This window comes from uncultured Pseudomonas sp., assembly GCF_913774235.1.
In the GTDB taxonomy this organism is placed as follows: Bacteria; Pseudomonadota; Gammaproteobacteria; order Pseudomonadales; family Pseudomonadaceae; genus Chryseomonas.
Map to the genome: position 1 here is coordinate 46,630 of NZ_CAJYDW010000005.1, position 21,863 is coordinate 68,492.

General features: G+C 60.9%; 21 protein-coding genes. 10 read left to right on the forward strand and 11 right to left on the reverse strand.

What is annotated here, in order from left to right:
* Window positions 1–43: 43 nt before the first annotated feature.
* Window positions 44–673 carry a recombinase family protein gene (locus QZ471_RS02710; protein ID WP_295460776.1) on the forward strand — a complete coding sequence of 210 codons (630 nt, stop codon included), beginning with the start codon at window positions 44–46 and terminating at the stop codon, window positions 671–673.
* Here the strand turns inward: QZ471_RS02710 and QZ471_RS02715 are convergent, their stop codons facing one another.
* Window positions 674–1,033, reverse strand: coding sequence for a DUF4440 domain-containing protein (locus QZ471_RS02715; RefSeq protein WP_295460777.1), 360 nt, complete (start codon window positions 1,031–1,033; stop codon window positions 674–676).
* A 163-nt stretch (window positions 1,034–1,196) separates the two neighbouring features.
* On the opposite strand from QZ471_RS02715, the gene QZ471_RS02720 reads away from it, so the two are divergent.
* Window positions 1,197–2,603, forward strand: coding sequence for an ISNCY family transposase (locus QZ471_RS02720; protein ID WP_295460778.1), 1,407 nt, complete (start codon window positions 1,197–1,199; stop codon window positions 2,601–2,603).
* Window positions 2,604–2,883: 280 nt separating this feature from the next.
* Here QZ471_RS02720 and cadR read toward each other — a convergent pair whose 3' ends face one another.
* The gene (gene cadR, locus QZ471_RS02725) at window positions 2,884–3,321 is read right to left on the reverse strand and encodes a Cd(II)/Pb(II)-responsive transcriptional regulator (protein WP_058783962.1); all 438 of its coding nucleotides are present in this window, start codon (window positions 3,319–3,321) and stop codon (window positions 2,884–2,886) included.
* A gap of 83 nt (window positions 3,322–3,404) precedes the next feature.
* Between cadR and QZ471_RS02730 the strand changes: the two genes are divergently transcribed.
* From QZ471_RS02730 to arsH, 5 genes are all read left to right on the forward strand, one after another.
* Window positions 3,405–5,819, forward strand: coding sequence for a heavy metal translocating P-type ATPase (locus QZ471_RS02730; RefSeq protein ID WP_295460779.1), 2,415 nt, complete (start codon window positions 3,405–3,407; stop codon window positions 5,817–5,819).
* A 183-nt stretch (window positions 5,820–6,002) separates the two neighbouring features.
* Window positions 6,003–6,353, forward strand: coding sequence for a metalloregulator ArsR/SmtB family transcription factor (locus QZ471_RS02735; RefSeq protein ID WP_058784047.1), 351 nt, complete (start codon window positions 6,003–6,005; stop codon window positions 6,351–6,353).
* A gap of 19 nt (window positions 6,354–6,372) precedes the next feature.
* Window positions 6,373–7,662: an arsenic transporter gene (locus tag QZ471_RS02740; RefSeq protein WP_058783960.1), complete on the forward strand. Its 1,290-nt coding sequence runs from the start codon at window positions 6,373–6,375 to the stop codon at window positions 7,660–7,662.
* A 10-nt stretch (window positions 7,663–7,672) separates the two neighbouring features.
* Complete coding sequence (locus QZ471_RS02745; RefSeq protein WP_058783959.1) at window positions 7,673–8,143, forward strand: arsenate reductase ArsC; 471 nt, start codon at window positions 7,673–7,675, stop codon at window positions 8,141–8,143.
* Window positions 8,143–8,877, forward strand: a complete 735-nt coding sequence (arsH, locus tag QZ471_RS02750) for an arsenical resistance protein ArsH (RefSeq protein WP_058783958.1) — start codon at window positions 8,143–8,145, stop codon at window positions 8,875–8,877. The genes QZ471_RS02745 and arsH overlap by 1 nt, the downstream gene beginning before the upstream one ends.
* A gap of 153 nt (window positions 8,878–9,030) precedes the next feature.
* On the opposite strand, the gene QZ471_RS02755 is transcribed toward arsH, so the two are convergent.
* The 7 genes from QZ471_RS02755 to csiR form a co-directional block, all read right to left on the reverse strand.
* On the reverse strand, window positions 9,031–9,240 hold the full coding sequence (locus QZ471_RS02755; RefSeq protein WP_295460780.1) for a HEAT repeat domain-containing protein: 210 nt from the start codon (window positions 9,238–9,240) through the stop codon (window positions 9,031–9,033).
* A gap of 292 nt (window positions 9,241–9,532) precedes the next feature.
* Window positions 9,533–11,776, reverse strand: a complete 2,244-nt coding sequence (locus tag QZ471_RS02760) for an SNF2-related protein (protein ID WP_295460781.1) — start codon at window positions 11,774–11,776, stop codon at window positions 9,533–9,535.
* Between the two features lie 104 nt (window positions 11,777–11,880).
* On the reverse strand, window positions 11,881–13,332 hold the full coding sequence (locus tag QZ471_RS02765; protein ID WP_074528180.1) for a DUF6094 domain-containing protein: 1,452 nt from the start codon (window positions 13,330–13,332) through the stop codon (window positions 11,881–11,883).
* 54 nt (window positions 13,333–13,386) lie between these two features.
* Window positions 13,387–13,965, reverse strand: a complete 579-nt coding sequence (locus tag QZ471_RS02770) for a hypothetical protein (protein WP_074528179.1) — start codon at window positions 13,963–13,965, stop codon at window positions 13,387–13,389.
* Window positions 13,966–14,030: 65 nt separating this feature from the next.
* Window positions 14,031–14,396 carry a hypothetical protein gene (locus QZ471_RS02775; protein ID WP_074528178.1) on the reverse strand — a complete coding sequence of 122 codons (366 nt, stop codon included), beginning with the start codon at window positions 14,394–14,396 and terminating at the stop codon, window positions 14,031–14,033.
* A 77-nt stretch (window positions 14,397–14,473) separates the two neighbouring features.
* Window positions 14,474–15,106, reverse strand: a complete 633-nt coding sequence (locus QZ471_RS02780; RefSeq protein WP_058783968.1) for a DUF3275 family protein — start codon at window positions 15,104–15,106, stop codon at window positions 14,474–14,476.
* A 343-nt stretch (window positions 15,107–15,449) separates the two neighbouring features.
* Window positions 15,450–16,145 (reverse strand): DNA-binding transcriptional regulator CsiR, encoded by a 696-nt coding sequence (gene csiR, locus QZ471_RS02785; protein WP_042133122.1) that lies wholly within the window; start codon window positions 16,143–16,145, stop codon window positions 15,450–15,452.
* Between the two features lie 194 nt (window positions 16,146–16,339).
* On the opposite strand from csiR, the gene glaH reads away from it, so the two are divergent.
* From glaH to gabD, 3 genes are all read left to right on the forward strand, one after another.
* On the forward strand, window positions 16,340–17,317 hold the full coding sequence (gene glaH, locus QZ471_RS02790; RefSeq protein ID WP_042133125.1) for a glutarate dioxygenase GlaH: 978 nt from the start codon (window positions 16,340–16,342) through the stop codon (window positions 17,315–17,317).
* 70 nt (window positions 17,318–17,387) lie between these two features.
* The gene (gene lhgO / locus QZ471_RS02795) at window positions 17,388–18,638 is read left to right on the forward strand and encodes an L-2-hydroxyglutarate oxidase (RefSeq protein WP_042133128.1); all 1,251 of its coding nucleotides are present in this window, start codon (window positions 17,388–17,390) and stop codon (window positions 18,636–18,638) included.
* A 31-nt stretch (window positions 18,639–18,669) separates the two neighbouring features.
* Window positions 18,670–20,124 (forward strand): NADP-dependent succinate-semialdehyde dehydrogenase, encoded by a 1,455-nt coding sequence (gabD, locus tag QZ471_RS02800; RefSeq protein ID WP_042133130.1) that lies wholly within the window; start codon window positions 18,670–18,672, stop codon window positions 20,122–20,124.
* A 104-nt stretch (window positions 20,125–20,228) separates the two neighbouring features.
* On the opposite strand, the gene QZ471_RS02805 is transcribed toward gabD, so the two are convergent.
* On the reverse strand, window positions 20,229–20,987 hold the full coding sequence (locus tag QZ471_RS02805; RefSeq protein ID WP_042133132.1) for a cache domain-containing protein: 759 nt from the start codon (window positions 20,985–20,987) through the stop codon (window positions 20,229–20,231).
* Window positions 20,988–21,076: 89 nt separating this feature from the next.
* Entirely contained in the window at window positions 21,077–21,805 is a 729-nt protein-coding gene (locus tag QZ471_RS02810) for an FCD domain-containing protein (RefSeq protein WP_042133134.1), read from the reverse strand.
* Between the last annotated feature and the right edge of the window lie 58 nt (window positions 21,806–21,863).

Genomic DNA, 21,863 nt, shown 5'->3' on the forward strand with positions numbered 1-21,863 from the left:
ACATGTATATTTCGAGACGCCAAACGACTACACCGGAGCCGCCATGTTCGTTCGCGCCTACCTTCGAGCCTCGACAGACGATCAGGACGCCACCCGCGCGAGGGAGACGCTACGCACCTTCGCCACCGAGCATGGCGCCCGGATTGCGGCGACCTATGTCGAGAACGCCTCTGGCACGCTGCTGGATCGTCGCGAACTGCTGCGCCTGCTGGCCGACGCGGAGCCCGGGGATGTACTGCTGGTGGAAGCAGTTGACAGACTGTCCCGGCTTGACCGTGCGACCTGGGACCAGCTGCGCGATCGGATCGCGAGGGCGGGCCTGCAGGTGGTCTCCCTCGATCTACCACTGACCCATGCACTGATCCGGCCGGCGGCGGCCGGTGGCGATGGCCTGCAAGAGTGGATGACGCGGGCTCTATCCCAAATGTTCTTGGAGTTCATGGCGGCGTTTGCTAGGAAGGACTACGAAACGCGCCGCGCCCGGGCAGCCCAGGGCATCGCCAAGGCGAAGGCGGCGGGAGTCTATAAAGGGCGACCGAGGGATGAGCAGCTGCATTCGCGGATCCGCGAATGCCTGGCAAGGGGGATGTCGGTGCGGGGGACGGCTAGGCTATTGGAGTGCTCGACCAGCACCGTCAACCGGTGCAGGGCGACACAGGTAACGGCGCTGTAGCTATTTGCCTGCCATTGCTGTCGTACCCTGATGGAAAATCAGGGTCCAACGTTCGACATCCAAGCGCACCCAATAAGACGAGCGTTGAGCTATCCCACCATCGGAATGGCTGGTGCGGTATCGCAGAAGAGCACTATCCCTATCGGCGAAAGTAAGCTGGAAATCGGTCGCTACGAACCTCGATTCGGACGACTCCCTAACCAAGGCGTCAATTGTTTGCTCTCGACTGACCATCGCGCCGGATCTTGTGATTTCGCTGAATTCAGGATGCAGTACCTGCTCAAGCCAGTCCCGGCAGTGGCGCTGACCAGCATGCAGTGAGACCTCCAGTCCCCGCAATTTCTCTAGTAATTCGTCCATTTTGATGACCTTACGTACAGCCCAAATTGACCATAATCTCTACTTATGCGCAGTCGCGCGTGTTACGGCCAAATAGTAATGTCGCGATCCAGCCAGATAGAAATGTCCCGATCACGTATGGCAGCTAGCCTAGCGGCTTTGCAGCCGATGCGGAGCGATCAGGATGTCAGCCTACGAGCGGATCACGATGAGCCTACGCGAAGTCGATCGCCTCAAGGTCATCCAGGCGGTGACCGAGGGTTTCCTTACGCCCACACGCGCCGCCCAGCGCCTGCAGCTGAGTACCCGGCAGGTTCACCGCCTGGTGCAGCGTTACCGGGACGCCGGCGTTTCGGGCCTGACCTCACGTAAGCGCGGCCAGCCCAGCAATCATCAGCTGCGGCCTGGCCTTGAGCAGCGTGCCGCCGCTCTAATCCGGCAGCACTACCAGGATTTCGGTCCCACGCTTGCGGCCGAAAAGCTCGTTGAATGTCACGGCTTACGCCTGGCCAAGGAAACCGTCCGGCGCATCATGATGGATGCCGGGTTATGGACGCCGCGTCGGCAGCGACCGCCCAAGGTGTACCAGCCACGCAATCGCCGGGCCTGCCTGGGCGAGCTGATCCAGATCGATGGCAGCGATCATCGATGGTTCGAGGACCGAGCACCGGCATGCACCCTTCTGGTCTACATCGACGACGCCACCAGTCGCCTGATGCACCTAGCCTTCACCCGCAGCGAATCGACCTTCAGCTACTTTCAGGCTACCCGGGCCTATTTGGAGCACCACGGGAAGCCCTTGGCGCTCTACAGCGACAAGGCTAGTGTGTTCCGAGTCAACAACAAGGACGCCCAGGGCGGCGCTGGCCACACGCACTTCGCTCGGGCCATGTTCGAGCTGAATATCGATACCTTTTGCGCTAACTCCAGCCAGGCCAAGGGGCGTGTCGAACGTGCTCATCTCACCTTGCAGGATCGTCTGGTCAAGGAGCTGCGACTGCGACATATCAGCACTGTCGAGGCCGCGAACGCCTATCTCCCGCTGTTCATGGTTGATTACAACCGGCGATTCGCCAAACCGCCCCGCTCTGATTTTGATTCCCACCGCCCAATCCGCGGCGACGAGGACCTGACCCTTATCTTCACGTGGCGCGAGCCGCGGAGAGTGTCGAAGAGCCTCACGCTGCAATACGACAAGCGCCTCTTTGTCCTGCACGATACGCCGCAGACGCGTGCATTGGCCGGCCGTTACGCCGAGATCTATCACTACCCGGACGGCCAAATCGAGGTGCGATCGGAAGGCGCTGCGTTGCCCTATGGCATCCTCGATCAGCTGCCCGAGGTCAACCAGGGCGCTATCGTCGATAATAAGCGGCTGGGGCACGTTCTGCAGGTCGCGCAGCGGATGCAAGAGCAGCGCGATAGCCGTCGTTCCCAAGCGGTACCGGGCAATCCGAAGCCAACCAAAGCGCAACGCCAGGAGCCGCCGAAGAAGAAGGCCAAAGAGTTCATGCCAGAGGACATCCTAGCTGCTCTGCAGCAAGGCTCACTGCCGAAGCGGAGCCGCCATGCGTCAATCGATCAGCGCTGAAGGACTCAGTGCTTTGGTGGCTGCCGGGGCCGCATGGGATGTACGAGCTGTTCCAGGCCCCGACGGACATGGATGGCAACTGCAGGTACGCTACAGCAAAGAAAGCCGGCACTTCCCTCTCCGCTCGCGACGGGAGTTGGTCAGGGTATTTCGCTCGCTGGACACGCTCAATAGGTATGCGCAGAGCGTTGGAATACACGCTTTCCGGGTGGAGACCTGAAAGATACGGACTGCGGTTGAAGGCAAGCCGGCGGTGTTCGGCGCTTGTCGAACGCCAAACTCAGAAACCAGTAACCCCACCGGCGACCTTAGTATGGCTGGAACAATCTGCTAGCCCTTGCAGAATGCCGCAGGACTCAATGGGGCGGGCTCCACCGCACCTTTTACGTAAAGCAGCCATGTGCTGCTTTAGCTGCAGCAATGCCGCGATTCGCTCTTCCACCTGCTGAAGATGTGAGTCCAGCAGTGCGTTGACCTCGCTACAGTCTTGGGTGGGGTTATCCCGCAGCCCCTGCAGAGCGCGTATCTCGGCATGCGTCATGTCCAGCGTGCGGCAGTGCAGAACGAACTGCAATTGCTCAAGGTGGGCCTTGCTGTACAACCGGTAATTCCCGCCGCTACGTGCTGGTGCCGACAGCAGCCCTTCCTTCTCAAAGTAGCGGATGGTCACGACTTCGCATCCTGTGAGCCGGGCTAGCTCCCCAATTCTCATTTCCACTTCGACCGCCTTGAGCGCTTGACTCTATAGTAGCTATAGGGATTGTAATGCTCCCCCTTCAACGATGAAAGTGGGGTCTGGACATGAGCGATTGCGGATCAAAGGGATGCGGTTGCAGCTCGGCCGCATCAGGCCCTCTCCTTACGCCCGAATCGACGGCCAGCGCCTTGGCCGAGGCTAAGGAAGCTCACTACCTCATCCAGAACATGGACTGCCCCACAGAGGAAGCGCTCATTCGGCGCAGGCTGGGCGGCATGTCTGACGTGGTCGGCTTAGAATTCAACCTGATGCAGCGCACGCTGATCGTGCGGCACAACCTGCCGTCGTTGTCCCCGATAGAAGAAGCCCTGTCGGCGGTCGGTATGCGGGCGGTGCTTCAGGGAGACGAACCAAGCACGCAGATTACCCGTCTTGGCATCGCCCAGATGGATTGCCCTACCGAAGAGACCCTGATTCGAAACAAGCTCGCCCTTCTGCCTGGTGTAGTCGATCTGGACTTCAATCTAATACAGCGCACATTGACTGTGCGTCATACCGCCAGCGCACGAGTCAAGATACTCGATGCGATCCAGTCGTTAGGCTTCGAGGCCCTAGAGCTGGATACCCAGGATTATCGCACTCCACCATCCAGGGCCTATAGCGACTCGACGCCGTGGCTGCAGCTCGGCTTCTCTCTTGCTGCTGCAATAGCCGCAGAGGGCGTGTACTGGTATCTAGGTGGCAATCACTGGTCGGTCCTGGTGTTGGCGTTGATTGCCATCTCCATGGGCGGCTTGTCCACCTACAAGAAGGGCTGGATAGCGCTTAAAAACCGCAACCTCAACATGAACGCCCTGATGTCGATTGCCGTCACCGGGGCCATGTTGATCGGCCATTGGCCGGAGGCGGCGATGGTGATGGTGTTGTTCGCCCTCGCCGAGGTCATTGAGGCTAAGTCGCTGGATCGTGCCCGCAATGCCATCCGGGATCTACTCGACCTAGCCCCTGAGCAAGCCACGGTGCAGCAGCCTGACGGTAGTTGGCTCGCTGTGGAGGCCAAGCAGGTCGCAATCGGTAGCCGGGTGCGAGTGCGGCCGGGCGAGCGCATCGCCCTCGATGGCGTGCTGCTAGAGGGCGGGTCCACTGTGAGCCAAGCGCCGATCACCGGGGAAAGCCTTCCCGTTGAAAAGGTCCCTGGCGACCCGGTCTATGCCGGCACCATCAACGAATCGGGGTCCTTCGAATACCACGTCACGGCGGTGGCCGGTAACTCCACCTTGGCACGCATCATCCAAATGGTGGAAGAAGCGCAAGGGAGCCGCGCTCCAACCCAGCGCTTCGTCGATCAATTCGCCCGCTGGTACACGCCTGCCGTTTTCGTGCTGGCCATTGCCGTGGCGGTACTGCCGCCCCTGCTTCTGGGCGCAGCTTGGATGGAGTGGATCTATCGGGCCCTGATTCTGCTGGTGGTGGCCTGCCCCTGCGCCTTGGTCATTTCCACCCCGGTCACCATTGTCAGCGGGCTGGCTGCCGCAGCACGTCAAGGCATCCTCATCAAGGGTGGGGTGTACTTGGAGGATGGTCGCAAGCTGCGATGGCTAGCCTTGGACAAGACCGGCACGCTCACCCACGGCAAACCCGAGCAGACCGATGCCATCTCCCTGAACAGCGCCTTGACCGACAGCAGTCGCAGCATTGCAGCGAGTCTCGCCAGCCGCTCTGATCATCCGGTATCCAAAGCCATCGCGAAAGCCGCCATCGGCGACGGTGTGGTGCTGCGAGAGGTCGGGGAATTTGCCGCGCTGCCTGGCCAGGGCGTACGCGGTGTGATCAATGGAGAGATCTATCATCTTGGCAACCATCGAATGGTCGACGGATTGGGGGGAGGCTCCGCGGACCTGAAACAACGTATCACCGCGCTCGAACGCGAGGGCAAGACCGTAGTGATGCTGGTAGGGGCTGACGATATACTGGCGATCTTTGCTGTCGCCGACACCATCAAGGACAGCAGTCGCAGTGCGATAGCCGAGCTGCATGCGCTGGGTATCCAGACCGTGATCCTGACGGGCGATAATCCACATACCGCCCAAGCAATTGCTGTTCAGGCCGGCATAGATCGCGCCCAAGGTAACCTGCTACCGGCCGACAAGGTGCGCGAAGTCGAACAGCTTGCCCAGTCCAGTAAGGTCGGCATGGTAGGAGACGGTATCAACGATGCCCCGGCATTGGCACGCGCCAATATTGGCTTTGCAATGGGGGCTGCGGGCACCGACACGGCCATCGAGACAGCAGACATAGCACTCATGGACGATGACCTGCGCAAGATCCCGACCTTCGTCAGGCTGTCTCACGCCACCGCTCACGTGCTCTTGCAAAATATCGTGCTCGCGCTTGGCCTGAAGGCTGCATTCCTGGTGCTCACCTTCACGGGGCAAGCAACCATGTGGATGGCCGTATTCGCCGATATGGGAGCCAGCCTGCTGGTGGTCGGCAACGGCTTGAGGCTACTGCGCCGATAAGTAGGACAATCGCCCCGTAGCAGGCTCATAGCCGCCCAACGTACTTACCTGGTCAGTTAGTCGACCACGGGGTAGTCCGCACGATCTTCACCTCTAGTCGGCTATGACCTGCAGGAGATCTTCACAACACAAAAATATATTCGTATATTCAAATATACGAATATTCGAATGACTAGGCCTCACATGGACCTCCAGCCGCATACGTTTTTCAAGTGCCTCGCCGACGAGACACGAGTCCGGATCATGCTCATGCTCGCCGCTGAGGGCGAGCTATGCGTTTGCGAATTGATTTGGGCGCTCGACGATAGTCAGCCGAAGGTCTCTCGCCACCTGGCTCAACTCCGCGTCTGCGGTTTGCTGGAGGATCGCCGGCAAGGTCAGTGGATCTACTACCGCCTTCATCCGAAGCTGCCTCAATGGGCAATGGATGTGCTCCAGGCAACGCTCGAGGCGAATCGCTCTTGGCTTGGCGAAGACCAGGGCCGCCTTGCTTCGATGGAAGGTCGCCCGGTACGCCAGGCCTCCTGTTGCTAAGTGATTTCGGAGACTTGACATGCTGTTGGCAATTGCAATTTTTCTCATCACGCTGGTGTTGGTGATCTGGCAACCTCGCGGGCTTGGCGTGGGCTGGAGCGCGTCGGGCGGAGCGATACTCGCCTTGGTGACGGGTGTTGTCACGCTCAGTGACATTCCGGTGGTCTGGCACATCGTGTGGAACGCCACGGCAACGTTCATCGCGGTCATCATCATCAGCCTCCTGCTGGATGAGGCGGGCTTTTTCGAGTGGGCTGCGCTTCACGTGGCTCGCTGGGGCCGGGGCAGTGGTGCGCGCCTATTTGCGCTCATGGTGCTCCTCGGGGCAGCTGTCTCAGCGCTATTTGCCAACGATGGCGCAGCTTTGATTTTGACTCCCATCGTCATCGCCATGCTGACTGCGCTGCGCTTCAGCCCGGCGGCGACCCTGGCTTTCGTTATGGCAGCCGGGTTCATTGCCGACACGGCCAGCCTTCCCCTGGTTGTCTCAAACCTGGTGAACATCGTCTCCGCGGATTTCTTCAACATAGGGTTCGCTCGGTACGCCTCGATCATGTGGCCGGTGAATCTGGTAAGCGTCGTGGCAACCTTGGGCATGCTCTGGTGGTTCTATCGAAAAGAGGTGCCGCTTTCGTATTCGCCCGAGGAGCTACGCCGACCAGAAGAGGCGATCAAGGATCGCCCTACGTTTATTGCTGGCTGGTGGGTGCTGGTGCTCCTGCTGGTCGGCTTGTTCGCTCTTGAGCCGCTTGGCATTCCTATCAGCGCGGTGGCCGCCGCCTGTGCGCTGGTGCTGCTGATCATTGCAACGAAGGGTCATGTGATCTCGACCCGCAAGGTGTTGATCAACGCGCCCTGGCAGGTCGTGCTGTTTTCACTCGGCATGTACCTGGTGATCTACGGGCTGAAAAATGCCGGGCTGACGGAGGGGCTCAGTTCTTTGCTTAGCACCTTTTCCGATCATGGCCTGTGGGCTGCCACATTGGGCACCGGTTTCACCGCGGCGCTGCTGTCCTCTGTCATGAACAACATGCCCAGCGTGCTGATCGGTGCTTTGTCGATCCAGGGCAGTGGCGTGACGGGACTTGTACATGAAGCCATGGTGTACGCCAACGTCATTGGCTGCGACCTGGGCCCGAAGATCACGCCTATTGGCAGTCTGGCGACGCTGCTGTGGTTGCATGTCTTGGCTCAGAAAAACATCCGCATCACCTGGGGTTACTACTTCAAGGTCGGCTGTGTACTCACCTTTCCCATTCTGCTCACGACGCTGGCAGCCCTTGCCGTGCGCTTGAGCATCACCGCTTAGGAGTGACCTTATGAAGATCCTGTTCATGTGTACGGCCAATAGCTGCCGCAGCGTTTTATCCGAAGGGTTGTTCAACCAGATGGCGCCGGCCGGCTTTACCGCCATCAGTTCGGGAAGCTTCCCGAGTGGCAAACTCAATCCACGAGCGGTAAGCACTTTGCAAGGCTTGGGCATCGACACGTCGAGCCTGTACAGCAAGGGATCTGAAGTGTTCGCCGACACGCCCCCCGATATCGTCATCACCGTATGTGACAAGGCTGGCGGTGAACCTTGCCCGGTGTATTTTGGGCCAGCCATCAAGAGCCACTGGGGACTGTCTGACCCCTCCGATGTAGAAGGCAGCGATGAGGCTATCCAAGCCGCTTTCGACGCAACTGTTGAGCACATCAAAAGGCGATTCGCGGCATTCTTCACGCTGGATCTTGCAGCGCTTCAAGGCGCGGAGCTGAAGCAGGCACTGGATCGGATCGGGGCACTGTGATGAGCGATTTAGAGATGGCATCTGCCGAGATCTTCCCGGCCCTCGATCTGTCGCTGCTAGATCTGCCCAGCACAAACAGGTTGGGTCTTTCAGACACCTCTGATACCAAGCCACGAATCCTTCTGCTCTATGGGTCGAACAGGGAGCGTTCATTCAGCCGCCTGCTGACGCAAGAAGCCGCACGTCTGCTGCAGCGCATGGGCGCCGAGACCGTGATCTTCGATCCCTCCGGACTCCCCTTACCGGATGACGCACCGGCCGACCACCCCAAGGTGCAAGAGCTGCGCGACCTGGTGCTCTGGTCAGAGGGGCAGGTGTGGTGTTCACCAGAACGTCACGGCGCCATGTCTGCGGTGCTCAAGGCGCAAATCGACTGGATTCCCCTGACCCTGGGTGCCGTACGGCCTACGCAGGGCAAGACACTCGCCGTCATGCAAGTGTCAGGCGGCTCTCAATCGTTCAACACCGTGAACCAGATGAGAATTCTTGGGCGGTGGATGCGGATGCTGACCATCCCCAATCAGTCATCCGTGCCGAAGGCGTATCTTGAGTTCGACGACGCCGACCGGATGAAGCCTTCCGCGTATTACGACCGTGTAGTCGATGTGATGGAGGAATTGGTGAAATTCACCCTACTGGTTCGTGGCCGTGAGGATTACCTCGTTGATCGCTACTCGGAGCGAAAAGAAAGCGCGGACGCTTTATCGGCCAGAGTCAATCAGCGCTCTATCTAGCATTTGAGCGGATGGAGCCAGCGCTGGGCGCTAACCAAGCTAGCCCAGCGCTATGGTAGATCCTGAATCAAGGTCCGTTCGACTGACCTCTTGTTTTGACACTTCTACTTGGCCGCCAGAGCGACATCTGTACTTAGCCTTGACACGCGCGGGCTATCCTGCAGCCTGCCCCAAAGCTTTGGCTGCTGCGGCACGAACTTCCTGCGCGCCAGTTCTGTCCTGAACTACCTTGGCCAAGGCTGCACGCACGTCGTAAGCGGCGATATGCCCAAGGCCTGCAGCTGCCCCCACCCGTACTTCCGCGGCCATAGTGCGGTCGTTTAGGGTGGTAATCAGCAAATCAATCGCGCCTTGCTTGTCCATCGTAATACTCCTGTCCGGCTTCGCCGGGGTGGGTGGTGGGGAGGGTTCCGTTACTCGCGTCGCAGTCGTGGCCGCTATAGGACGTGGAATTGCCCTGCAGGCGGACAGCCCTCTGCCGAATCCACCGGTACCGGTCGGCGGCTAGACGCAGGTCGGCCAGCTCGGCGGCGCTGATGGTCACGGAGTCGTCGCTCATGTTATCTACCGCTGTCCAATATATCTGATGGTGGTTGCAGTCTCAGCAATCGACAAGGCGCGGGCAATAAAAAGCCCCTCCGAAGAGGGGCTATTGTCAGCCGCCAACAAGTTGCCTTGCCAACGCCATCTCGACCGAATCACCATCCTGGTTCAGCGCATCGAGCCCTGACTCTGGAACGTCTCCCGACGTGCTTTGAGCCACCGCGATCTTCTTGGCCATCAACTGCAGGCAGGTGATCTGCGAGCTGCCGGCATAGCCGAAGAACAGCACCCGTACCGCCTGCTTCTGACCGATCCGCCACGACCGTCGCGCTGCCTGCTGCAGGGTGTAGACGTTGTAGCCCGTCTGCAGGAAGACGATGGTCGGGAAGTCCAGCAGATCCAGCCCGGTCTTCACCAGCTCCGGGTTGGTGATCAGCACGTCGACGCCGCGGTCGACCTGGTCGAGGATCCAATCCTCGCGCCGGGCCGTGTCCACCGAGGCACGCAGTACCGCCACCTTCAGACCGGCCTGCTCAAGCAAGCGCTTCAGCCTACTGGTCGTGTCCCGAGTGCCGCTGTAGACGGTATAGGCCAGCACCTTGCGGCCCAACGCCTTCTCCTGACGGCACAGCTCGATCAGCGCCTCTTCCTTGGGGCTCGCCTGGTCTTCGTCGAAAATCGCGTCGACCCTGGCCAGCGTGTCCCGGGTTCTAGGGTGCTTCACCACCTCCGGCCGGAAACAGCAGTCCGGCCAGGCCAACAGCACGTTGAGCACCACCCCGAGTAGGGTGGTATCTCGCCGTGCCAGGGCCTGGCGAAGCTCCGCGGTCAGTTTGCTGGCCAGCTGCCGATAGGCCGCGTCCTGGTGCGCCTCCATCGGGATGTCGACGAACTCCTCTTGGTACGCCGGCAGCACATTGCCGCCGATGTCCTTGAGCTTGAGAAACACTGTAAAGGGCAGCACGAAGCGGTGGATGCCTTTGGGGCCGAAGCCTGGGGCCTTCACCGTCCGTACCGAGAGCTTCTTGCCCCGGGCCGTCTTGTGCGATTGGCTGTCGCGCTCGGTGTAGATGTCCTTGAGCACGCCGTGGTCGCGCATGAACGACATGGCCGCAGGGGCCATGCTGCCGTGCGCGTTCGGTCGGTAGCCGTCCTCGATCATGCGCCGGGAGAGGATCCGGAACAGGAGGTAGAACAGGTCGTCGGCGTAGCCGCCCATGAGCGTGCCCGTCAGCAGCAGCGTCTTGCGCGCTTTTGCAGCCAGCACCCCCATGGCCTGGCCCTGGGCTGATCCGCTGTTCTTGTACTCGTGTCCTTCGTCCACCACCAGGACGTCGAAGTAGCCATCCGGGAGGTAGCGCTTGATGAACTCGGTTGGCTGGTAGCCGCCCTCGCCGAAGCCGAACTCCAGGTTGGCCATCGCCCGCTCCATGCGCATTGCCTGGCGGTCACTGAAGACGAAGTTTCCCCGCGCGTCCATCAAATTGATGAACTCGTGGACGTTGTCAGCCAGCATCGTGGCGAGAAACTCTTCGCCGAAGTCCGTCACCAACTTCTCGGCCCGGATGGGGCCAATGGTCGGTATGCGACACATCGACTTGAGGATCACGCTGCGCCTGTCACCGCCGGCGGCCTTGCCCGGGCGCATCAGCGTCCAGAGGGGCGCCTTGCACTTCGGGCACTGCCGGCGTCGCTCCTCGCGCTGGAAGTCCTCCAGGGTGAGGTAGTTGCCTTCCTCGTCCTCGAGCACGCGACCACAGTCTGTACAGCAGGCCAATCGTCTTCCGCCGGCGGCGCGGCGCGTACCGCACGCCAGCCGCCAGTGGAAGCCCATCCGCATCCGTACGCGGCCCAGGATGAAGAACTCCTGACGGCCATCGTACGGCTCGCCCAGGGCCTGGCGGAGCTTGAGCAGCTTCACCAGGGTGTCCGGCCCGTTGAGTACCCAGACGCGCGCGCCCGGAACGGTTTCGAGGATCTCGCGCCGCCACTTGTAGACCAGGTGGGGCGGCGAGACGACCAGGGTGCGGCGATAGCCCTCGGCGTGAAGTACAGCTGCCACGGCGATGGCCATCATGGTCTTTCCAGTCCCCATCTCGGCGTTGATGATGCCGGCCTGTTCGCCGCGGTCGAGCAGCAGGGCGGCGATCGCCTGGACTACATCGGCTTGCGCCGGGAAGGGCTTGCGTTTGAGGCTTGCCATCGCGGCCTGGCGCCTGGGGTGAGCGGCGCCGGCATAGACGGGCGGATTCGAGCGGTTGAGGGAGTCGAGCAGACCTTCGCCGAATTCGGCGATGAAGTCGGTCAGGCTGACGGTGGTGAGCAGGGCCGGTTGGCTAGCGTTGAGGTCGGTCATGTGGATCTCCTGGGATGAGAAACGGGCACGGCCGACCCCGGACGGGTATCGGCGTACCCAAGGGGTTGAGGTGATAGAACGGTTCCGCCAGCGGGCGGTGTTGTTTAGTAGTCGGAGGGCAACAGCAGCGTGGTCACGCTGCGGTCAGCTTCGGTGATGATCCAGAGCCGGGGCTCATCGGACATCGGGGTCTCGTAGTTAGAAAACAGGCGATTGCCCAGGCGCAGGGCTTGGTCATTGCTGTGCTTGTCCTCGTGGTCAAGCTCGCCCCAGTCCGCCTGCAGGTGACGCCGCAGGTAGGTCACGGGGTTGAGCTCGCCGCGCTCCACCAGCTCGCTCACCGCTGCCGTCATGACGATCCGACCAGGGTCGAAGCGTCCAGCCGGTAGCCGAAGCGGTTCAGGTGCTGCAAGTGGTGGTGGCTCGGCCGCTGCCGGCGCCGAGGTAATGGTCAGGACCTGTCCCAGCGTCTGAGATCCTGGTGTCATGTCCCAGGCCCGGATCACGGGCACGAAACGGTCGGTCAGGATCCGCGATTCCAGGACGTTGCCGTCCTCATCCTCGGTGAACTCGGTGCGGCTGACCTTTTCCTTGTAGGTGTCGCCCTTGAGAACCAGGACGCGCCCATTGGGAGAGGTCACCACGCCCGAGATCGCTCCGGCCGCGAGAGCCAGGGCCAGGTGCCATTGCGACAGAGCCTTGACCGGTGGTCGTGGTACTTGGCCAGCCTGGCCAAAGTGCAGAGTGAAGTCGCTCCAGAGTCCGCCCAGTCGACCTGTCTCCAGGGCGAGCTGCTCGGGCTCCAGGGTGACGCGGTAGAAGTGCTCAAGCTCCGTGACGGCAGCCGGCACACCATAGGGTTCCCCGAGCCATATATCCGGTAGCGGTTCAGCCGAGGCCTCGCCGCTGCCGATCGCGCGGAAGTGCTCTCGGGTTGCCTTGACGTCAGCGGGTCTCGCCAGGTCCTGCCGGCGGATCCGGATACCGAAGATCACTACCTGCTTGAAGGTTGGATCCGCGGCCGCATGGATCTGCAGGCTGGTGAAGTGGTTGCAGAGCCAGCCACACAGCTCATCGTCCAGAACGTAGTGCGGCACGATCAGCACCAGGGTGCCCCCGTACTGCAGCAGTGGTAGCGAGCGCTGATAGAACAGCTTCTCCAGGCGCCGGCGGCCGCTGCCCTGATACTGGGCGGCACCGCTGTGGTCGGCGACCAGGTCGCCATAGGGTGGGTTGAGCCAGAGCAGCCCAAAGGCCTGCCGCGTGACGATGGTATCCATGAGGTCGCCCTGCAGGACGCGATCAAGCAGGCCGCGAGCGTGCTCGGCGCGCTCTCGATCGTACTCCACCGCGCAGGCCTGAACGCGCTCACGCCCGAGGGTATGAGCGGCTTCCGCCAGGGCCACCCCTTCGCCGGCGCACGGATCGAGGATCCGCATGGTGCCATTGGCGGCAGGGCCCAGGGCCTGCAGGGTACGTTCGAGGGTGACCTCATCGGTGGGGTAATAGCCGTTCTTGGCGAAGTTGCGCGCCAGGCGCGGAAACATCAGGGCCATGGTCGGAGCTCCAGTGTTGGGAAAGTGAGGGGGGAGGGGCCGCGAACGGCCGGATCAGGAGGTGGTGAGCTGGCCCACGCGGATGCGCTGGCCAAGGTGGTACTGCAGCTCGTCGAGCTTGAGTCGAAGTCGCCAGCCGGCCAGTTCGCCCAGGGCGCCGGGCAGGCGCTCGAGCATCTGCTCCTGCAGGAGCAGCTCCATGACCGGCTCCTGCCAGTGCGGCAGGAGAGGGAGTGGGCAGGTGTCGACCACCAGCGGCCAGAGGCTGGTCAGGGGGTCCATGTTTTCGCGCACCAGGGCGTAGGCCAGGTGATTGGCGCGGTCCGGTACCGCGCAGCGCTCGTCGAACAGCCAGACGTGAAGCAGGCTGCCAAACAGGGTGCCGTGTAGCTGGCGGGTCGTGCGTTTCTCCAGTCGCTCGGCGTCCGGAAAGACCGGCACGCTATGGCCGCTCTGGACCAGGTGGAATTGCTCGAGGCCGCCTTCGCTGCGTCCCAGGGTGAGCCTGGCCAGGAATTCCTGGACGGCGGTGTCACGGCCCCAGGCCGAGAGAAAGATCAGCCGCCGTTCTTCATCGCAGACGCAGGCGTCCACCAGCAGATCGGGGCACTCATCGATAGGGTAGAGGGGCATCGTCAGCTCCTGAGGGAGGCAACGCGCCCAGGGGCGGTTGCCCCGAGGTGGGTGAGGGAAAGCGCTTAGAGCGCCGCGTGGTATCGCCGGACGCCTTCGCGCCATTCGGGATTGATGCCGTGGGTAGCCTTGGGCAGAAAGTGCAGCGGGCAACTCCAGTAGAAGGGGCCCGAACTTTCGTCCAGGGACTTATGGCCCCATTGACCACCGTGAACGTCCAGTAGGTTGCAACCAATCAAGACGCAAGCCTCACCGGCGGCGACGCCGGGAAAGACGCCATCGCGCTTGGAGACCAGCTTCACGACCTGCCACAGCACGTTGTCGACCAGGTGATGATCGATGACCGTGCGGGTGCAGTTGTCGGTTTCGCCGTCGGCGGTGAGTTCGGCGATCAGCGCATCGCGCGTGGGGTGAGAAAACAGCCAACCCATAGGGAAGGTCCTTGTGGTGATGGCCAGGCCTTCCCGCTGGGAGAGGTCCCAGCCGGGTGTGGTTGTGAAGGGTGAGGTCAGGCCGCTCGATTCCAGGCCTGCGACTTGAAGTCCATGTTGTAGCCCAGCTCGCCCAGCCGGTGGCATTGCTGACGCAGGCGTTGCCGGTCGACCGTGGAGTCCAGCCGCACGGTCTCGCCCAAGGGCCAGACGGTGCCGAAGAGCTCCTGGTCAGCTTCATCGACATCCGGCTCAGGTGTCAGCTGAGTAGAGGCTGGTGATGCCGGCATCCCGAAGGGTGCGTTGTCGTCTGCAGGTGCGACCGGAGCGCTGGCAGGCCTGGCTGGACGAGAGGGTTGTGGTCGAGCCTTTGGCGGGGGCGCCGCAACAGGTTGCTCTTCATCGAGTGGATCTGGTGACTGCGCATCGATCTGCGCGTTGTCGTAGGCCGTCAGGGTGTCGAGGTCCTCGAGCACCATGCTGTCCAGGCGCGCGCGAATCTCGATGACCAGGCGGCCGCCGGTGCTGTAGGACGAGGCACGGATCTCGGTGATGACGAACTCGCCGCGGTACTTGCCCTCGACGTGTTGCTCGAGCACAGCGTCCTTGATGACGAATTCGCCAATAGAGGTAGAGAGGCGGCCGACGTTGAAGGCGCCGTTGCGTCCCTGGATGGTGCGGATGGCCAGATGGCCGGGGATCTTGATCATGGCGGTCCTCGTGAATAGGGGGCACGCCATGCCCAGCAGGGGATGGGTACCCTGTGGGAGAAAACGGTGAGAGGTGCATCCATCGGCTGAGCCGACCGCTTGCGCTACCGGATGCTCGGCAAGCTTGGGGTTGGATCAGCGCAGGGCGCCGTGGTCTTGAGATCCTGACCACCTGGGCATGGCTAACAAAGTCAGCGCACCTTTAGATGATTCTGAAAGCGACGCCCGGCTTCGTCAATGTCCTGGGGTAAAGAAAGGCACCCCGAAAACGTTTGACGGGCAGTTGGTACTGTAGAGCTTTTAGGATCAGCACAAAGACTAGCGGCCACCTGTCCTTCGGGCCCTAAAGCATACTTGAACCTTGTGCCTTTAATAGCTCACCAATTATGGGTACCGGAGTCATGAGGTGCTGGCGCATCATCTCGCTCGCCCGTATGGCGTCGCGGGCGAGGATAACCTCGACCAGCGCGCTGTGTTCCTGGCGCTTCAAAGCCAATGCCTCATCAGAAAAAACCGTCTGCGTCAGCCAGAGATGGCGATAACGCTCGGCTTGGTCGAACAGATAGCTACGTGCTTGTAGCAACTGTTTGGACCCGCAGCCTGTGGCAATCGCCGTATGGAAAGCCTTGTGCCGCTCGTCCCACAGGTTGAGTCGCTGCTCGGGCGTTTTCACATCGACCACTTTGGCAAGTGTATGGGCACTGGACAGCACGGCCGCTTCCCAGGCGTCGTCACCACGGGCGATAGCCAGGGTAACGATCATCGCCTCCAGGTGAGCTCGGGCGTCGTAGATGTCGTTCAGCTCAGCTACCGACATGGAGGCGACGCGATAGCCCTTCTGGCTAATTGCCACCACCAGGCGCTCGGCAACCAGCTGTGACAAGGCTTCCCGTAACGGTCCGACGCCGAGCTCGTAGCGCTCCTTGAGCGTACTCATCAGCAGCTTTTCACCCGGCTTGAAGAGGCCTCGAATGATGTCTTGCTTCAGCCAAGCGTAGCCATTGAGGGAAGAGTTCTGTCGAGGGTTGAGCGCTTCCAAATGTCTGCTCCTGAGGATCTATCGACGGATGATAGCAAAGCCTCACGCAACCCTTAATGCTCGGCGGAGATACAATTTATACAAAAATAAAAAATGTAGACATTTTTTCATTTTGGCGATAATCTTGATCCTGCTGATGGGAAATGGTCCCTAACCCAACGGCATCCCCCTTCTCTTTGCATAAGGACAAGACCATGAACGCCTTCACTCCGATCGAAGACCTTGTGATGCCGATGCCACTGGAAACCCGCGGCTACACCCTCGCCGCCTCGGCACAGTCGCCCCGGCTGCTGGAGTTGACCTTCGCTAAGGAAACCGTGACTGCCTTCGTAGAGGCTGTCGCGCAGTGGCCGGTACAGGCGCTGGAATACAAGTCCTTACTACGCTTCCGCGTAGGCGAGATCCTGGATGACCTCTGCGCCAGCACCCTGCGTCCAGTGCTACTTAATACGCTGCTCAGTCGGTACAGCGGCGGCATGTTGATCAAGCCACTGGGCCTGGATGACGTCGCCCAAGCAGATGACATGGTCAAGTTCGCGACCGCCTGCGCTCATCTGGTAGGCCGCTCCAACTACGACGCCATGAGCGGCCAGTTCTATGCCCGCTTCGCCGTGGTAAACACGGACAATTCCGACAGCTACCTGCGGCAACCGCACCGGGTGATGGAGCTGCACAACGACGGCACCTTCGTCGATCAGATCACCGACTATGTGCTGATGATGAAAATCGATGAGCGCAACATGGAGGGTGGCAACTCGCTGCTGCTACACCTCGATGATTGGGAGCAGTGCGAGGAATTCTTCCAGCATCCCATGGCGCGTCGCGTCATGCGCTGGACCGCCCCGCCGAGCAAGAAGGTGACCGAAGACGTCTTTCACTCGGTTTTCGACACCGATGCAGAAGGTCGGCCTACCCTGCGCTACATCGATCAGTTCGTCCAACCGGCCAATTTCGAGGAAGGCATCTGGCTGAATGCGCTGTCGGAATCTCTAGAAGGTAGCGAGCGCAAGCTGTCCATACCGGTACCGGTCGGCAGCCTGCTGCTGATCAACAATCTCTTCTGGCTGCACGGTCGGGATCGCTTTACCCCGCACGAGGGCCTCCGCCGTGAGCTGATGCGTCAGCGCGGCTATGTCTCCTATCCGAAAGTCGCCTATCAGCGCGGTCAGTAAGGGACGCTGCGGGAAGCAGCCGTTTCCCGCGGTACTCAATTCAAGGCAATCAGGTGCGCGAGGTGACCCTGTGCACGATTTCGTAATCATCGGCGGTGGCATCGTGGGGATGTCCACGGCCATGCAGCTGATCCAGGTATACCCGGACGCTCGCATACTGCTGCTGGAAAAGGAGTCCGGTCCGGCTCAGCATCAAACCGGTCATAACAGCGGAGTCATCCATGCGGGGGTGTACTACACCCCCGGCAGCCTCAAGGCGCGCTTCTGCTTGGAGGGCAACCGGGCCACAAAGGCGTTTTGCCTGAAACAGGGCATTCGTTTCGATGAATGCGGCAAGCTCCTGGTCGCTACCAACGACCTGGAAATGGCGCGCATGAAGGCGCTATGGGAGCGTACCGCGGCCAATGGCCTGGAGCGTCACTGGGTTTCGGCGGCCGAATTGCGCGAGCGGGAACCCAATATCGTGGGGGAGGGGGGGATCTTCGTCCCCTCCAGTGCTATCGTGAACTACGCCGAAGTGACCGCCGCCATGGGCCGCGCCTTCATCGCAGCCGGTGGCGAAATTCGCTTCAACTCGGAGGTAGTGGGCCTTGAAGAACGTGCAAGCGAGGTCGTGATCCGGACACGTCAGGCTGAAATCCAAAGTCGCTACCTGATCACCTGCTCTGGGTTGATGGCGGATCGCGTGGTGCGGATGCTGGGACTCACGCCTGACTTCGTGATCTGCCCCTTCCGCGGCGAATACTATTTGCTGCCCCAGCAGCATAACCAGATCGTCAATCACTTGATCTATCCCATTCCGGATCCGGCTATGCCTTTCCTTGGGGTTCATTTGACCCGGATGATCGATGGTAGCGTGACGGTAGGTCCCAATGCCGTACTGGCACTCAAGCGGGAAGGCTATCGCAAGCGAGATGTGTCAGGGCGCGACCTCTGGGAAACGCTGACCTGCCCAGGTGTGCTCAAGGTCTTGGCGAAAAATCTGCGCCCTGGCCTGATCGAGATGAAGAATTCGCTGTTCAAGGGCGGCTATCTCAAGCAGGTGCAGAAATATTGCCCAAGCCTGACCACACAGGACCTCAAACCTTATCCAGCCGGGGTGAGAGCTCAAGCCGTCTCTCGTCAAGGCAAGCTCATCGACGACTTTCTGTTCGTCAAAACGCCCCGCAGCATCAACGTGTGCAATGCCCCTTCGCCCGCAGCCACGTCAGCCATTCCCATTGGCGGCCATATCGTCGACCAGGTCCGGACGCTGCTCGGCGACCGGGACGCCGACAGTGGCCGCAGCAAGAGCCCAGTGAATCAACGGGTACACGGCTGAGCCGCCCCGGACAAGTGCAAGGATGAATAGCGTGCAACTAAAAGATCCCCGCCTGCTTCGTCAGCAGGCCTACCTCGATGGCAACTGGGTCGCGGCCGACAGCGGCCAGACCCTCACTGTGACCAACCCGGCAAGCGGTGAAATCATCGGTAGCGTACCGAAACTGGGAGCGGTAGAAACCCGCCGTGCCATCCAGGCCGCCGAACGAGCCCTTCCCGGCTGGCGCGCCCTCACCGCGAAGGAGCGAGCCCAGCGCCTGCGTCGCTGGTTCGAGCTGATGCTGGAGAACCAGGACGACCTCGCGCTCCTGATGACTTGGGAGCAGGGCAAGCCACTGAGTGAGTCACGCGGAGAGATCGCCTATGCGGCGTCCTTCCTGGAATGGTTCGCCGAAGAAGCCAAACGTGTCTATGGCGATGTGATTCCGGGCCACCAACCCGACAAGCGTCTGCTGGTCATCAAGCAGCCTATCGGCGTCACCGCAGCCATCACGCCCTGGAACTTCCCTTCGGCCATGATCACCCGCAAGGCTGGCCCCGCCCTGGCGGCAGGCTGCACCATGGTGCTCAAACCAGCAAGTCAGACGCCCTATTCCGCCCTGGCGTTGGCAGAGCTGGCCGAAAGGGCAGGCATTCCGCCCGGAGTGCTCAGCGTCGTGACCGGTTCTGCGGGCGAAGTCGGCAGCGAACTGACCAGTAATCCGCTGGTGCGCAAACTCAGTTTCACGGGCTCCACTGAAATCGGCCGTCAGTTGATGGCTGAATGCGCGCAGGACATCAAGAAGGTATCCCTGGAGCTAGGTGGCAACGCGCCTTTCATCGTTTTCGACGACGCCGATGTGGAGGCTGCCGTCGAGGGAGCATTGATCTCGAAGTTTCGTAACAACGGTCAGACCTGCGTCTGCGCTAACCGCCTGTACGTACAGGCTGGCGTTTACGACAGCTTTGTGGCTCGACTGGCCCAGGCCGTCGGCTCTCTGGTGCTGGGCGATGGTACCCAGGTAGGCGTCACCACCGGCCCGCTGATCGACAGCAGGGCTGTGGCCAAGGTCAGCGAGCACATTGCCGACGCCTTGAGTAAGGGGGCTCGTCTGGTAAGCGGTGGCAAGCCTCATGCGCTGGGGGGCACCTTTTTCCAGCCCACGGTGCTGGCAGATGTTCCCGCTACAGCTCAGGTCGCCCGCGAAGAGACCTTTGGCCCGCTGGCGCCGGTGTTTCGTTTCACCAGCGAAGATGAAGTGATTGAAAGAGCCAACGATACCGAGTATGGCTTGGCCGCCTACTTTTACGCTCGCGACCTGAGCCGGGTCTTTCGTGTTGCGGAAGCGCTGGAGTATGGCATCGTCGGCATCAACACCGGGATCATCTCCACTGAGGTCGCGCCGTTCGGCGGCATCAAGGCCTCCGGTGTCGGCCGCGAAGGCTCCAAGTACGGTATCGACGACTATCTGGAAATCAAGTATCTCTGCATGGGCCTTGATCGCTAGATCGGAATCGAATCAGAAGAGTGCATCCGCGAACCGCTACGGGGCAGAAATGCTCCCTAGCGGTTCAGTCGGTTAACTCACAGGACGATACAAAGATCGTTGATTTAGAAAGCCAGACTCTCAGAGCGGGGTATCGCACGCTCGACCACGGTCCAGAACGGATTGGCTTCCAGCCCGAGTCGGCAGGAATTCGCTGCCTGACTCTCTTCGTTAAGGGCAACCAGGTCGCCGGCCGACCAGCTCACCGTATTGGCAGCGAGAACCCGGCCCTCGGCATTCAAGACCAGCGCCTCGTTCTTCATCTTCATTAGGCCCTTGATCAACAACGGCTCGAGAGATTCCAGACACACGTCAGCCGCCGCCACTCCGATGAATCTTTCGCGCACGAAGATCGGTACGGAGAAGGCGACAATGTACTCTTCCGTGCCGTAAAGATCGACGAAGGGACCCGCTACGCAGGGCTTGCCGGAATGCCGAGCCTGGACATACCAGGGCATGGACTCGTAATCGTAAAAACGCTCGCTGAGGCGATTGAAGTTCAGGTTGAGCGGGCGAATATCCCCTTCAGCGCCGCGACACCACCACTCCAGATGCATTTCCCGATCGCGTACCTGACCGGGTGCGAAGACGATTCCCGCACCATGCAGCCGGACGTCCTTGACCGCCAGCAGGCGGAGAACGTCCTGTTGCAACACCGCGAGCTCGTTCGAATCGAGCACCTGTACAGCGCCAGGGCGCTCAGGCCAAAGCCCGCCGACAGCGACTTCAAGGTTACGTAACCCGGCGAAAACGTTACTGATCGAAACGTTGATTTGCGCAGCAAATTTCAACAGTTCCGGGGCCTGGGTTGCAGAATCTTTCATATCGAACTCCTCAACTCGTTATCCCCCTCACCTTCAGTGAGTGAGATAGAGGCTATCTCGCTTCTGCGAAGCAAGTTCCGCTCCAACAATCAGTCGGCGGCCATGACCTCAAGCTTCAGAGCGGTCAGCCTGCGCAGTTCTCGACTGACATGTGCCTGAGCGAGGGCTCCGGCAAGGTTGGCGTCGTTGCTGACTATGGCTTCGAGAATCGCCTGATGCTCAACCCGCATCGCTGCGATATCCGGCTGGCCGCGATAGGGCAGCCACAGCAACTCACCCAGCTCGGCCTGTAGCCGTACCTCGTTATGGGTCAGCCGAACCGATTGGGCGGCTACCGCGATCTCGATGTGAAAGCGTGCATCCAGTTGTCGCTGCCGCTTCACGTCCACCTCCACGGCGAACTCCGCCAACAGCCGCGCTAGGCGCCGATGCTGATCGGCTCCTGCGCGTTTGGCTGCCAACTGAGCGGCCGCGCCGGATATCGCCACGTGCTCGTCGGCATGATCTCGCAGCTCCAGCGCCGTCAGCCGCTCCAGACGAGCGAAGAGTTCTGCGTCCGCTATCGCCGGACGCGCACGCACGAAACTCCCGCCGCCGCGTCCGCGGCGAGTTTCGATGATGCCCTGAGAACGTAGGTTGGCTAGCGCATCCCTCAAGGTGACCGGAGCGACGCCCAGTTGTGCGGCCAGGGTTGTCTCGTTTGGCAACTGCTCGCCCTCGGCCAGAAGACCCACCTCCACCATCTCGATCAAATGGCGAGTGACAGCCTCCGTTTTGCCCTCTTGGTTGAGGCGTATCAAGCTCGAAAACTGACTCATGAACCCCTCTGCTTACGATTTTCCAGACATGGCAGTGAGCTGCACCGAAAAGGTTGCC